This is a genomic window from Rhodococcus sp. 24CO (genome assembly GCF_050586165.1).
Lineage (GTDB): Bacteria > Actinomycetota > Actinomycetes > Mycobacteriales > Mycobacteriaceae > Rhodococcus_F.
This window is the reverse complement of record NZ_JAZFNF010000002.1, coordinates 391,619-404,172: the sequence shown is the minus strand read 5'-3', so window position 1 is coordinate 404,172 and position 12,554 is coordinate 391,619. Positions and strand designations below refer to the sequence as shown.

At 61.9% G+C, this 12,554-nt stretch carries 13 protein-coding genes; 7 read left to right on the top strand and 6 right to left on the bottom strand.

Annotation, left to right across the window (positions count from 1 at the left end; translation table 11 throughout):
* Positions 1-10: 10 nt before the first annotated feature.
* The gene (locus V2B23_RS06105) at positions 11-1,084 is read right to left on the bottom strand and encodes a VIT1/CCC1 transporter family protein (RefSeq protein WP_430949525.1); all 1,074 of its coding nucleotides are present in this window, start codon (positions 1,082-1,084) and stop codon (positions 11-13) included.
* A gap of 116 nt (positions 1,085-1,200) precedes the next feature.
* Here V2B23_RS06105 and V2B23_RS06100 point away from each other — a divergent pair, with 116 nt between their 5' ends.
* A complete protein-coding gene (locus V2B23_RS06100) occupies positions 1,201-1,836 on the top strand; it encodes a DUF4232 domain-containing protein (RefSeq protein WP_430949524.1) in 636 nt (211 codons plus the stop codon).
* 3 nt (positions 1,837-1,839) lie between these two features.
* Here the strand turns inward: V2B23_RS06100 and V2B23_RS06095 are convergent, their stop codons facing one another.
* From V2B23_RS06095 to V2B23_RS06085, 3 genes are read right to left on the bottom strand one after another with little or no spacing between them, the layout of a single operon-like run.
* Positions 1,840-2,916, bottom strand: coding sequence for an ABC transporter permease (locus V2B23_RS06095; RefSeq protein ID WP_430949523.1), 1,077 nt, complete (start codon positions 2,914-2,916; stop codon positions 1,840-1,842).
* The gene (locus V2B23_RS06090; RefSeq protein ID WP_430949522.1) at positions 2,913-3,782 is read right to left on the bottom strand and encodes an ABC transporter ATP-binding protein; all 870 of its coding nucleotides are present in this window, start codon (positions 3,780-3,782) and stop codon (positions 2,913-2,915) included. The genes V2B23_RS06095 and V2B23_RS06090 overlap by 4 nt, the downstream gene beginning before the upstream one ends.
* Positions 3,779-4,195, bottom strand: a complete 417-nt coding sequence (locus V2B23_RS06085; RefSeq protein WP_430949521.1) for a GntR family transcriptional regulator — start codon at positions 4,193-4,195, stop codon at positions 3,779-3,781. The genes V2B23_RS06090 and V2B23_RS06085 overlap by 4 nt, the downstream gene beginning before the upstream one ends.
* Positions 4,196-4,502: 307 nt before the next feature.
* Here V2B23_RS06085 and V2B23_RS06080 point away from each other — a divergent pair, with 307 nt between their 5' ends.
* The 4 genes from V2B23_RS06080 to cobU are packed head-to-tail and all read left to right on the top strand — an operon-like array spanning position 4,503 to position 8,612.
* On the top strand, positions 4,503-5,465 hold the full coding sequence (locus V2B23_RS06080; RefSeq protein WP_430949520.1) for an ABC transporter substrate-binding protein: 963 nt from the start codon (positions 4,503-4,505) through the stop codon (positions 5,463-5,465).
* 8 nt (positions 5,466-5,473) lie between these two features.
* Positions 5,474-6,508: a FecCD family ABC transporter permease gene (locus tag V2B23_RS06075; RefSeq protein WP_138870704.1), complete on the top strand. Its 1,035-nt coding sequence runs from the start codon at positions 5,474-5,476 to the stop codon at positions 6,506-6,508.
* Positions 6,505-7,293 carry an ABC transporter ATP-binding protein gene (locus tag V2B23_RS06070; RefSeq protein ID WP_430949519.1) on the top strand — a complete coding sequence of 263 codons (789 nt, stop codon included), beginning with the start codon at positions 6,505-6,507 and terminating at the stop codon, positions 7,291-7,293. The genes V2B23_RS06075 and V2B23_RS06070 overlap by 4 nt, the downstream gene beginning before the upstream one ends.
* Positions 7,293-8,612 carry a bifunctional adenosylcobinamide kinase/adenosylcobinamide-phosphate guanylyltransferase gene (gene cobU, locus V2B23_RS06065; RefSeq protein WP_430949518.1) on the top strand — a complete coding sequence of 440 codons (1,320 nt, stop codon included), beginning with the start codon at positions 7,293-7,295 and terminating at the stop codon, positions 8,610-8,612. Before V2B23_RS06070 ends, cobU begins: the two co-directional genes overlap by 1 nt.
* 4 nt (positions 8,613-8,616) lie before the next feature.
* On the opposite strand, the gene V2B23_RS06060 is transcribed toward cobU, so the two are convergent.
* Together V2B23_RS06060 and V2B23_RS06055 are read right to left on the bottom strand one after the other, a co-directional pair.
* Positions 8,617-9,402 (bottom strand): IclR family transcriptional regulator, encoded by a 786-nt coding sequence (locus tag V2B23_RS06060; RefSeq protein ID WP_430949517.1) that lies wholly within the window; start codon positions 9,400-9,402, stop codon positions 8,617-8,619.
* A complete protein-coding gene (locus V2B23_RS06055) occupies positions 9,399-10,937 on the bottom strand; it encodes an APC family permease (protein ID WP_430949516.1) in 1,539 nt (512 codons plus the stop codon). The genes V2B23_RS06060 and V2B23_RS06055 overlap by 4 nt, the downstream gene beginning before the upstream one ends.
* Before the next feature lie 330 nt (positions 10,938-11,267).
* Between V2B23_RS06055 and V2B23_RS06050 the strand changes: the two genes are divergently transcribed.
* Complete coding sequence (locus tag V2B23_RS06050; protein WP_430949515.1) at positions 11,268-11,858, top strand: MauE/DoxX family redox-associated membrane protein; 591 nt, start codon at positions 11,268-11,270, stop codon at positions 11,856-11,858.
* Between the two features lie 43 nt (positions 11,859-11,901).
* Positions 11,902-12,510: a redoxin domain-containing protein gene (locus V2B23_RS06045; protein WP_045065315.1), complete on the top strand. Its 609-nt coding sequence runs from the start codon at positions 11,902-11,904 to the stop codon at positions 12,508-12,510.
* The last annotated feature ends 44 nt before the right edge of the window (positions 12,511-12,554 follow it).

Genomic DNA, 12,554 nt, shown 5'->3' with positions numbered 1-12,554 from the left:
GGCCGGTGCTCTACAACGATGTCCCGAACAACATTCCGAGTAGATATGTTGCCGCCGCGGCGACGTAACCGATGGCAAGCTGGCGCAGCGCCCGCTTGAAAGGCGGACCGCCCGAAAGCAGCCCGACAACAATGCCGGTGCACAGAAGGGCAATACCCACCAGCACCGAAGCCACAATCAACGCCGCTACACCTTCCATCCCGAACAGGTACGGCAACACGGGAATGATTGCGCCGGAGGCAAAGAAGCAGAAGCTGGCCGCTGCAGCTCCCAATCCGGTGCCGACAGACTCGTGGGTGTCTTCGACATCCGTCGTACCGAAGTTGTTGTGCTTCAAGACCTCCGCCGCTCTCACTTCGGCCTCCTCTGCCGTCATGCCGCGGGCTCGGTACACCAGGGCCAATTCATTTGCGTCGACGTCGAGCAATCCGACTGCATCGCGTGCGTCGGTACCCGGAGTCGACGCTTCCAACAATTCACGCTGCGAGCGGACGGAAACGTATTCACCGGCACCCATCGACAGCGCGCCGGCAAGCAATCCAGCCATGCCGGTGAGCAACACGATCTGATTCGAGACGCCGCTGCCACTGATACCGAGAACCAGGGCCAAGTTACTCACCAGACCGTCGTTTGCACCGAACACTGCCGCGCGGAAGGTCCCCGAAAGCCGATTGCGCCCTCGAGTTGCCAGCGCGCGCACCACTTCTTCGTGGATCTTCTCGTCTGCCCCCATCGCGGCGGTTGCATCCGCGTCGTTCGGGTAGGGCGATCTGGTCTCCGCACGTTGAGCGAGGGCAAGAACAAAGACCGAGCCGAATCGTCGGGCGAGGAAACCGAGGATACGAGTGCGTATGTCGCCTGGCATCGGCTTTCCGACATGTTCGCCGAGGAGGGCACGCCAGTGCGCTTCGTGCCGACCCTCCGCTTCGGCGAGTGCCAGGAGAATCTCACGCTCCTCCCCCGTTCGCCGCCCTGCGAGGTCGCGATACACAGCGGCTTCGGCCTTCTCGTCGGCAAGGTAGCGTCGCCAACGCTTGATGTCACGTGGGTCGGGATCAGGCCTCGCGTCCGGAACTGTCGGCATCGAATCTCCTCATGTTCGGCGCGTGAAATGGCGCACTCAGTTGACGCATTCCCGCACATCCCAGCCATGATTCGGATATACCGGACACACATGTCGGCTGGCCGGAGGAGCGAACCATGAATCCCACAGTAATACGTCGGATCGTCATACTCGCGGCACCGCTGACGGCAATTGCCCTCGTCAGCGGTTGCGGATCCGACAGTTCCGACACGGCCACCAGCACTGCTGTTTCCACCACTACCTCGGCGATACCAACCTCCGCAGCGCCCGGCCCGGCTCCGGCAACCACTACACACGCGACCCACTCGGCAGCATCGAGCACGCAGGTCAGTCCCGAAAACTGCACGGTCGCAGAACTGAGTGTCACTCTCGGACAGGCAAGCGGCGCCGCAGGTTCCACCGAACTACCGGTGGTCTTCACCAACACCAGCACGCGAACCTGCACCCTCGACGGCTTCCCCGGCGTTTCCTACGTAACCGGCGCGGACGGCAATGAAGTGGGCGCAGCGGCTACGCGCACGGGATCCGGATCCGCGGTCTCCCTCGCACCGGGTTCCACCGGAACCGCCTTGGTCCGCGCCACCAATGTCGAGAACTATCCGGCCGACCAGTGCGGTGTCACCGACGTCGCCGGACTACGCGTGTACCCACCGAACTCCTATGACGCGGTGTTCCTCTCCTACCCCACCAAGGGGTGCTCGATGACCGGCGCGAACATCAATCAACTGAGCGTCGCACCGGTCACCGGCTGAGCATTACGGCTTGAGGCGTCGTAGGCTCCAGAGCGCGGGAATCAAGAACAGTCCCGAAAGAACCAGTGTCAGAGCGGCTTCCGTAAATTGGAAGCGTCGGAACTGATCGGCGGAGTGATAGCGGTTCTCGCGGTGGTCTGCTCCATGCTCACGCAAGCAGATCTCCATATCTCGGTCCTGCTGTGCCTGCAGTACATCCATACGGAGTGAGTACTGCGTACCTGTCTCCTCGGGGCGCTGTTCGTACGGACTGTCGTCGCCAGAGCCAGTCCAGGTGCATTCGTCATAGTCAACGTCGACAAAATTTCCCTGGATGTCGACATACCCCTGCTCGATTTCCCAGTCGCCGCCAAATTGGTCGTAGCCGCCCAAATACGAAGAATATCTACTGGATCCGTCCAGAGGCGATGCTTCGACGCTCAGTTCGGCGTAGTGCGGCCTGGCAACAAACTGGAACAGAGCCAGTACTGCCACGACACCGGCCATCGTCAACGCCATTGCACCGATCGAACTCCGCACCAGCAGCGCGAGAGCCGCGCCAAGAATCAGTGCCATGAATGTGTAAGCACCCAAGGCCAATCCACTGGACTGGAAGAAAGGATACGACAGGTTCGGTGGGTCGACGAATGTCGCTCGGCCGGCAACAAACGCGAAGGTGCTGCTGGCGGGGAGTACCCGAGTCCATTCCAACACGAAACCGAGCAACGCCGCAGCGACGGTCAACGGAACAAAGACAACCAGCACTCTGGTCCAGAACCAGCGAGCCCGACTGACCGACTGGGTAAGCCCCAACACATGTGTTCCCTGCTCGATATCCCGAGAAAACACTGTTACACCAACCAATGCACCCAGGAACACCGGCAGCATCGTTGCAATGAGAGTGGTCGCGGTCAGAGCAGTTTCCGCCGCACAGATCGCCGTTGTGTTGCCGAAACAACCGAAAAACGATCCGAAGGGGCGGCCACTTCCGTCGCTCTTGATAACTGCGCCACCGACCAAGCCCGTAAGCGCCAGCACCGCAATGATTCCCAGCGAGACAATGAGCGACGTTCGATGATGACGCCAGGTAACCCAGATCATGCCGACACCTTCGCTTCCACGCTCAGATGCCCGAGCACCAGATCGTCCAGAGTTGCATCGTCGACAGTCCAACCTGCTAATTCGTTCGGTCGACGGCCGGCTACGAGGTGGGAATTTCGGCGCAACCCGACATCGGTGTGGACAACAGCGCCCGCACCGATCACATCCGACGGATCACCGTCACCCACCAAAACGTAATGGGCAGACACCAATTCATCCAACGGCCCGGAGAGTCGAGCAGTGCCGTCGCCGAGAAGAAGTAACCGATCCGAGACGTCGGCCAGTTCGGAAATGATGTGCGAAGACAGCAACACTGTAGTGCCGTATTCGGCGACATCCTCGAGCAGCGAGGTGGCGACAGACCGTCGGGCAAGGGGATCGAGGTCTGCCAACGGTTCGTCGAGGAGAAGGAGCTTCGGCCGGCGTCCGAGCGCCAAAGCCAATGCCACCCTGGTTCGTTGGCCATGTGAAAGCGTCTTCGCCTTCGCATCGAGCGGAATATCGGCACGTTCCACCAAGCCGAGCGCGTACTTCGCATCCCAGTTGTCGTTGGTATAGGCACCGAACCGGAGAAGTTCCGCAACAGTGAATTTCGGATACAGCGGCTTGTGCTGTGCCAGATAGGCAAGGCCAGGGCTGATGCCGTCGCGGCTCGGAGCGGCGCCGAGCACGGAAATTGCGCCGTGATCCGGCGTCGTCAATCCCACAGCCAAGGACATGAGTGTCGACTTGCCGGCGCCGTTGACGCCGACCAGAGCGGTGATGCTGCCCGCCGCGACTTCGAAGGTGCATGCGTCGAGCACCTTTTTGCGCCCGAAGCTCTTGTCCACGTCAGCCATGGTGAGCGCTGATTCTTGCTCGGTCACGATGCCTCCCCCTCACTCTCGGACGAATCAGATTTGGTGAACTCACGCGCGAGTTCCATGTCGACAAGTGCCTCGACGTCGGTGCGTTCGAGGCCCGCGGCCACGGCGTCACGCACCCACCGAGAAAGCTCCGCCCGCAGAGCGGAGTTCTCCGCCATTCCCGGCTTCGCGAGCGACTTGGTCACGAACGTCCCCAACCCCGGCCGCGGCGCAACAAGTCCGTCGCGCTCGAGTTCCTTGTATGCCTTCAGAACAGTGTTGGGGTTGATGGCAAGAGCACCCACAACATCCTTGGCGGTAGGCAGACGGTCGCCGACCTGTAGGTCACCGAGCCGTAGTGCCTGCTTCACCTGCACGACCAATTGCACGTAGGTGGGAATGCCGGATCGGCGGTCGATACGGAAGTCGATCATCCGAACCCTTTCACTAGTTCATTAGTGGAATAGATGTTTACCGTGCCTTTGCCGCTCGAGTCAAGAGAGGCCGCCCCTGTAAAGTGCACATGCCCCGGGTTTCCGGGGTGCCACGCTGCTTGTGAAGTCCGGTGAAAGCCCGGCACTGTCGACGCAACTGTGAAGTCGTCCGTGTACCCACGGATGAACGAGTCAGGTCACCCAGCCTCGTGGCGACACGATGGTCCTCGGACGAAGGACGCTCGTGCAGCCCAGCCCTCCGGCCGCGCCGCATGGCGACTTTCTCCGCACTGATGGAGGGGTGGCTGTGAACATTCGGCCCACACGCACGTTCCGATCGATCTTTGCGGCGCTGGCGGTGAGTACGGCGCTGTTGGCCGGAGCCTGCAGCAGTTCCACCACCTCCGACGCCCCCACCACGTCAGCGGTCTCCGACGGCGCATTCCCAGTGACGGTGGAATCCGGTCCCACCGGTTCCGGCACCGACATCACCATCGAGTCGCGTCCGGCGTCGATCGTCTCGCTCAGCCCCAGCGCAACCGAGACGCTCTGGGCTGTCGGTGCGGGCGATCAGGTCAAGGCCGTCGACAACCAGTCCGACTACCCGGCCGGCATCCCGGTCACCGACCTGTCCGGCTTCTCACCCAACGTCGAAGCCATCCTCGGCTACGCACCCGATCTGGTTATCGCGTCCGACGACATGAACGACCTCGTGTCCGGACTCCAGAAGGCAAAGGTGCCGACGCTCTTACTGCCGGCTGCGACGAGCATCGACGACGTCTATGCACAGATCGAGCGCATCGCGATCGCAACCGGCCACGAAGATCAGGGCACCGAGGTGGTCGGTGACATGCGCACCGACATCGACGCAGCCGTCGCGAGCGTTCCGGCTCGTCAGCAGCCGCTCACCTACTTCCACGAACTCGACTCCTCTCTCTACACGGTGACGAGCACAAGTTTCATCGGCCAGATCTACGGTTTGTTCGGCATGAAGAGCATCGCCGACGCAGCCGCTCAGGGCGATTACCCACAGCTTTCGGCGGAGTTCGTGGTTCAGGCCAACCCTGATCTGATCTTCCTGGCGGACTCGCAGTGCTGCGGCGTCACCGCGGAAGCTGTTGCAGCGCGCCCCGGTTGGAACGGAATGAAGGCAGTGACCGGCAACCAGATCCATGTACTCGACGAAGACCTGTCCAGCCGATGGGGACCCCGCGTCACCGATCAGGTGAAGGCCGTCGCCGCGATTGTGGCGCAGGTTCCGACGGCCTGAGCTCTCTGATGCCCAAAGCCGGTCTCGCGAACCATCGAACCACCGCGCTTGTCGGTGCCGCACTCATTCTGTGCGCGGCACTGCTGATCGGCATTCTGGTGGGACCGGCGGGCCTTACCCCTGATCGTGTCATTCTCGAACTGCTCGACGGGATTCCGGGCGTCGACATCGATTCCGGGCTGACCGTTCAACAGCAGGCAATTCTGTGGCAGATCCGACTTCCCCGAGTTGTCCTGGGCGCCTTGGTCGGAGCGATGCTCGCCGTCGCGGGAGCCGCATATCAGGGTGTGTTCCGAAATCCGTTGGCAGATCCCTATCTTCTGGGTGTTTCCAGTGGTGCGGGGCTCGGTGCAACCTTGGCCATCGTCTCCGGTGGGGCTTTGGGGATGTTCGGAATCCCCATGGCCGCCTTTGTCGGTGGCGTACTAGCCGTGTTCATCACCTATGCTCTGGGCCGCAGCATCGGCGGCGCCCAGAACGCGGTCGTCATCATTCTTGCCGGCGTTGCGGTGGCCGCGTTCACCAACGCCGCACAGACTTTTGTGCAGCAACGGTTCGACGACTCACTGCGCGAGGTCTATTCGTGGTTGCTCGGCGGACTGTCGACGGACGGATGGTCGGAAGTTCTTGTTGTGCTGCCGTACGTGATTGTCGCCTCGGCAGTCATCCTGATTCACCGGCGCGTACTGGACGTCATGGCAGTCGGCGACGTGGAGGCAGCCAGCCTCGGTGTGGATCCCGCCCGATCTCGGCTCGTCCTGGTTCTTGCGGCAACTCTCGGAACGGCAGCGGTAGTCAGTGCCAGCGGCCTCATCGGGTTTGTGGGAATTGTTGTTCCCCATGCCGTTCGACTGGTAGCAGGACCTTCACATCGACTGCTTCTCCCCCTGTCGCTCATGCTGGGCGCGGCGTTCCTCGTCCTCACCGACGTTGCCGCACGATCATTGATGTCCCCCGCCGAACTTCCCATCGGCGTTGTGACAGCCATGATCGGCGCTCCGTTCTTCCTGCTCGTCCTGCGCCGCAGTCGGGTGTCGTCATGACCGAGTTTGCCGTTCACTGCCACGACCTTCGGGTTGTTCTGGGCGGCAACAACGTCGTCGACGGCATCAGTCTCGACGTTGCAGTAGGTGAATGGGTTGCCGTCGTCGGGCCGAACGGCGCCGGGAAAACCACGCTGATGCATGCGCTCGCCGGGTTGATTCCGTCTGCGGGCGAACTCACGGTCTCCGGCCGCAAACCTCGAGATGCCGGCCGTAAAGCCATGTCTCAAGTTGTCGCGCTGATGCCACAACGGCCAGTGGTACCGGAAGGCGCAACGGTCACCGAACTTGTTGCTCTCGGCCGAACTCCGTATCTACGACGCTTCGGCACGGAAACCGCCGCTGATCGCATGGTGATCAACAACGTCATCGAACGCCTTGACCTCACGGAGTTTGCGGATCGCCGGGCAACCGAGCTGTCCGGCGGCGAATTGCAGCGAGTAGTTCTGGCCCGCGCGCTCGCGCAGGAGCCGAAGGTGCTGCTCCTCGACGAGCCGACCAGCGCCCTCGACATCGGCCACCAGCAGCAGGTCCTCGATCTGGTTGAGGCAATGCGCGTGTCGGACAACATCACCGTGATTGCCGCGATGCACGATCTCACTCTCGCGGGGCAGTACGGATCACGCATCGTCTTGCTCGATCGAGGCCGCGTCGTGGCAGACGGACCACCGGCCGACGTTCTACGTTCTGACCTTCTCGGTGAGATATACGGCGCCCGCGTCGAGGTTCTCGATCGACCGAGCGGACCCGTCGTCGTACCGATCCGCGAGAAGGACGACCGCTGATGGAACTGCTGCTTCTGGGTACCGGTGCCGCCGACGGTTGGCCCAACCCCTTCTGCGAGTGCACATCCTGCACCGCCGCACTGGCAACCGGCACCGTCCGAGGTCACACAGCGGCCCTGCTGGACAATCGAATCCTGCTCGACTGCGGCCCCGAAGTTCCTCGCGCTGCTTCGCGATCCGGCCGCACCCTCGCGGGAGTCGAACACATCCTGCTCACACACTCGCATCCCGATCATCTCGGTCCGATGGCTCTGCTCTTCCGGTCCTGGGCCGGTCGCAACGAACCACTGCAGGTACTCGGACCGCCTGACGCCCTAGATCTCTGCCGCGACTGGGTGGGACCCCACGACCCTGTCACCTTCACACCGCTTGTCGCGGGACAATCGATCACGCTGGGTACGTACGACGTTCGCGCTCTCGAAGCGACACACGAAGTTCCGACCCTGCTCTACGACATCACCGACCAAGCCGGTACCCGTATTTTCTGGGCTACCGATACCGGCCCCCTCGCACCGTCAACAATCACCGGGCTCGCGAACGCCTGGTTCGACGCCCTTTTCCTCGAAGAAACCTTCGGGTTCAAGACCGATCACGACACCGGGCACCACGATCTGCCCAGCTTCGCCCGGACGGTCGCCGCACTGCGCGAGGTCGGCGCAGTCACAGATCGAACCGACATCGTGGCAGTCCACCTCGGCCACCACAATCCGCTCGAACACGAACTGTCAGCGGAACTCGAACAGTCGGGCGCACGAACAGTTCTCGACGGCACAGTGCTGCACATCGGCTCCCCCGCGCCCGGCCGAACTCTGGTTACCGGTGGCGCCCGGGCGGGCAAGTCCACCTACGCCGAAGCACTACTTTCCGGATACCGGCACGTCACATACATCGCCACCGGAGATCCGCATGATGACGATCCCGACTGGACGGAGCGGGTAGCGTCACATCGCGCGCGGCGGCCGGCAACCTGGACGACACTCGAAACCGTCGATGTAGTCGAAACACTAAACAGTGCAACCGAACCCATTCTGCTCGACTGCCTGGGCACCTGGCTGACAGCATGGATGAATCGCCGCGATGCCTGGATGGACGGCAACACCGTTGCGGTTCGCGAAGACATCGATCAGTTGCTGGCGGCCTGGAAGTCCTGCCCTGTCCCGATCATTGCAGTCACCAACGAAGTCGGCAGTGGGGTAGTTCCGGAAACCAAGTCCGGTCGCCTCTTTCGCGATCTGCTAGGCCTACTGAACGCCCGCATCGCCGATGCGTCAGAGTCTGTTGTCCTGATGACGGCTGGACTACCTGCCCGTCTACGCTGACGCGTCAGATCAGCCCGGTGAGACGCCGTGCGCAATCGAAGAGAAAGCCCACCAACTCTCGGTCTTCCACAGTGACACGCTCGCAGGAACCCTGGATACACAATCCGCCGGACACCAAGTCGGCATGATCGCGAATCGGTACCGCCAACGCCGACCGCCCGAGCCGGGATTCCTGGTTCTCGAATGCAAACCCCTGCAATCGAACCGAACGTAACTGCTCGGCCAGCATGGCGCGATCAGCAATCGTGAATTCGGTGAGTCGACGTAGTTCCACATCGACAACGAGCCGCTCGTCGTAGGCAAGCAGCAGTTTGCCCAGCGCATTTGCATGGATGTTCTTCGAGAGAGTGGTAATCCCGATGATCTCGTGATCTGGGTCCTTGTCGATGAATCGGAGTCGCCCGGCGTTGAACGACGCAACATGCAATCCGTATCTCGTATGGGTACGCATGTCTTCGACTTGTTCGTGCAGCGACGGCGCCGGGCCACTCGTTGTTGCGGCATGCGACAACTCAGCTGTCCGACGCCCCAACGCAAAGCCGGACAGGTCCGGCACCCTCACGAGAAACCCTTCTGCCACCAACAGATTCAGCATGCGATACGCCGTGGCCGATGGAACGCCCGCGAAAGTGGCGATCTCCTTCGCGGTTGTTCCCGGTCCCAGATGCGCAACAGCCTCGAGCATCCCGAGCGCCTTCTGAACCGCTTTGGGTTGCTGCCCGCTGAAGTGTGATTCTTCGCTGGTCCGTTTACCGACTCTGGTGCCGGTGGTGGCGCGGTCGGCGCTCACTCGCCCCACTCCGGTAGGTCGCCGTCTGTGGCAGAACGATCCGGAACCAGGCGTCGTCGGCCGTCGTCGCCGATAAGGAGTGTGCCGGCCCCGGGAAGGAGGTCCGCAGTTTCAAGGCTGTCGAAAGCCCCCACCGCCGTGAGACTCTCAGGCCGTACCCGCCGGAGAATTGCACTCCAGATCAGTCCGGATACGGCAAGCGCTCCAGCGGCACACGGCAGCGCCCAGATTCCGTGGACGGCACCGTCGAGAATGATGTACACGAGCAAACCGGCCCCGGCGACGCTGACCGACAACGTGCATACACGCGTCACGGCTGTGTGCTCGCCGATACGGTTCAAGAACTTCCAGGACGCGAAGGCCACCAACGTGTACGCACAGACGAGGGCAATTTCCACCACTCCGTCGAACGAGCCCGAATCGTCTCTCACCGCATCGGAAAACAACAGGACGCCGACCGTGCTGACAGAGACAAACGCGAGGACCGCAATGTAGGGGGTCCGGAATCGACGGTGCATCCGGGCCAGCGATGACGGCAGCACCCGTTCGACGCCCATGGAGTACAACAACCTCGAACCCGCTTGAGCGCAACCGAGAGTGCACGCCAGCCACGAGCACGTCATACCGATCTTGACGGCCAGAACCACCCCGGCACTGGCACCGGATGCCGTCCCCTGGAAGTACGCCCCGACGATGGTCGCACCGTGCCCCGTCATCGCAGCCCACGCTGCAAAGACGAACAGTAGCCCGCAGATGATCGGCGAAATCAGAACTGTGCGTGTGACAGTGATCAACGGGCGCTTGGCCTCCGGGCCGAAGAATGCCGCGCTCTCGAAGCCGGCCATGCTCAGAACGGTCAGCATCGCCAGAAACGGAACCACACTCAAGGACTGATTCGGCAGTGACACAGTGGTTGTCGTATCGGTACGGGTTGCCAGCATCACCGCGATGATCAAGATCAGCGAACAGCTTTCGATCACCAGGATCGCGCGGGTCGCAAAGCGAACTCCACGCACTGCTATCCAGGCAACAGTGAGGGCGATCAGTACGGTCACGACTATCGTCGACAATCGTCCGCCGATATTTGTGCCGATCAGCGAAATCGTGTCCAGCAAACTCGGAACCGCCTGTGCGAACACCGATATCGAAATACCGAGATACCCGACGACCAACGCGGCTCCGACCAAAAGCGCACTTCGTGTTCCGGTACCTTGGAAGACAAAGCTGTAGAGCGAACCAGCCGCCGCCAGCCTGCGAGTGAAATGCGTGATGCAGAGAGCAACCAGAAAGACCGCCGACGTTGTCGCGGCGATAGCGGCCAAACCCGCGTACCCAGGGCTGTACGTGATCATCCACAATGCGATGAACACCATTCCCGTAGCCGGCGCGATGGTCGACAGTGACTGGCCGAGAAGATCGATCGGCGTCAGCCTCCGCCGCCCCAGACCGCGCAACGGCGAGTACACCGGCTCGCTGTCCTGATCCGCGCTCTGTGCTCGCGCGAGCGCCGCACGTAACGCCGCAGTCACGGCCATGTCTCACCGTCCGTCCGATATCCGATTCACCGATTTCGGTCAAGTTAGTCCGCATTTGTTTCCGCGCAGTTTCCACCGTGGCGCGCAGTGACGATCCAAGTGGGAATCCGCGCACCCGTCGTGGCGCCCGTGGGTACTGCCACAGCTCCGAACCAGGCCGATCCCGTGCCGATGAAACCTATTGACCTGCAGAAATATCGATTCTCACCCACGGTAGGCATTCCCAGTTGCGTATCCCCCGGACGTATCCACGCCGAAGCATGTTCGCCTCATCACCAGTACAGGATGTGTCCCACACACCAGCGCTTGCCGACCTGAAAGGGAGGAATCATGGACTTCACCATCGCTGCCGTATCGGCGATCATCGGGTTTGTCCTACTGCTCGCCGGCATCCCCAAGCTGACGGACTACGACGGTGTTCTGCGTTCGGTACGTGGATACAAAGTCCTTCCGAGCGGGCTCGAAGGACCGATTGCCCGGGCACTTCCCATCGCCGAGACTGTGGCGGGCGCACTTCTCGTGACCGGCATCGCCCGGCAGTGGGCCGCCGGGATTGCCGTACTCATGTTCGTCTCCTTCTTTGTCGGCCTTGTCGTCAACCTTGCTCGCGGCCGACGCGACCTCGACTGTGGTTGCTTCGCATTCGGCATCGGCGAGATCCCGCGCATCGGATGGTTCCATGCGGTGCGTGCCGGAATCCTTGCCGCCGCATCACTCGCAATCCTGGTAATCGGCAGCTCCGCAGGCGCGGGCGCACAAGCAACGGCTGCCACCCTCGCACTCCTCCTGGTGCTGGCCGGCGTCGCCGTTGCGCAGATCCGATCCGTCGTTCATCTCGGCAAGCGCCCCGTCGACGACTACCTCTCGAGTGCTTCCGTCCGATTGCGTGCCGCCGGCGCCACGTCTCGGTACGGCGTTTGACCTTCTCCCTATTCACCGACTGCGCAAAGGCAGGACTTCTACGATGACTACTTTTCTGCTCGTAGCGACCGTGATTCTCGTGATCGCCGTGGCCGTACTGTTCTTGATGGTTCTCGCTCTCGCCCGTGAAATCGGCCGTGTGCAGGTGCGTCTCGGACCTCTCGGTGCCCGGATGATGGACACCGGTCCCAAGGTCGAACAGGTTGGGCCGTCGTTTGCCGGTTTGATCGACCAGGAAGGGCGAACCGTCGGAGTTGGTGGCCATCGAGACAAGGCGCAGCTCCTGCTGTTCACGGCACCGAGTTGCTCGACCTGCAAGAGCCTGCTTCCCGGCGTGCGAGCCATGGCCCGAGCCGAGTCCGACCTCGACGTTGTCATCATCTCCGACGGAACTCCCGAAGAGCACCGCGAGTTCTTGGCCGGCAGCGGCATCGGCTCCGAACTCAGCTACATCGACGCTCGTGACGTCGGTATCGCCTACCAGGTGGGCACCACTCCGTACGGCGTGATTCTCGACGAGCACGGCAAGATTCGCGGAAAGGGCCTGTGCAACCACATGGCTCAGGTCGAGAGCTTGCTCAACGCACTCGAGTCCGGCACCCCCTCACTCCAGCACCTTCATGCGCAGGCTAAGTCGGGCAGCGCGGCCTGATCACCTTCAGTTCTGCTCGTTCCTCTTCACGAATCAGGAGAAAA

What these genes read in the sequence shown, in the direction of transcription:
- V2B23_RS06105 (WP_430949525.1), bottom strand. Translation starts at nt 1,084, where the DNA reads ATGCCGACAGTTCCGGACGCGAGGCCTGATCCCGACCCACGTGACATC.
- V2B23_RS06100 (WP_430949524.1), top strand. Translation starts at nt 1,201, where the DNA reads ATGAATCCCACAGTAATACGTCGGATCGTCATACTCGCGGCACCGCTG.
- V2B23_RS06095 (WP_430949523.1), bottom strand. Translation starts at nt 2,916, where the DNA reads ATGATCTGGGTTACCTGGCGTCATCATCGAACGTCGCTCATTGTCTCG.
- V2B23_RS06085 (WP_430949521.1), bottom strand. Translation starts at nt 4,195, where the DNA reads ATGATCGACTTCCGTATCGACCGCCGATCCGGCATTCCCACCTACGTG.
- V2B23_RS06075 (WP_138870704.1), top strand. Translation starts at nt 5,474, where the DNA reads ATGCCCAAAGCCGGTCTCGCGAACCATCGAACCACCGCGCTTGTCGGT.
- V2B23_RS06070 (WP_430949519.1), top strand. Translation starts at nt 6,505, where the DNA reads ATGACCGAGTTTGCCGTTCACTGCCACGACCTTCGGGTTGTTCTGGGC.
- cobU (WP_430949518.1), top strand. Translation starts at nt 7,293, where the DNA reads ATGGAACTGCTGCTTCTGGGTACCGGTGCCGCCGACGGTTGGCCCAAC.
- V2B23_RS06055 (WP_430949516.1), bottom strand. Translation starts at nt 10,937, where the DNA reads ATGGCCGTGACTGCGGCGTTACGTGCGGCGCTCGCGCGAGCACAGAGC.
- V2B23_RS06050 (WP_430949515.1), top strand. Translation starts at nt 11,268, where the DNA reads ATGGACTTCACCATCGCTGCCGTATCGGCGATCATCGGGTTTGTCCTA.
- V2B23_RS06045 (WP_045065315.1), top strand. Translation starts at nt 11,902, where the DNA reads ATGACTACTTTTCTGCTCGTAGCGACCGTGATTCTCGTGATCGCCGTG.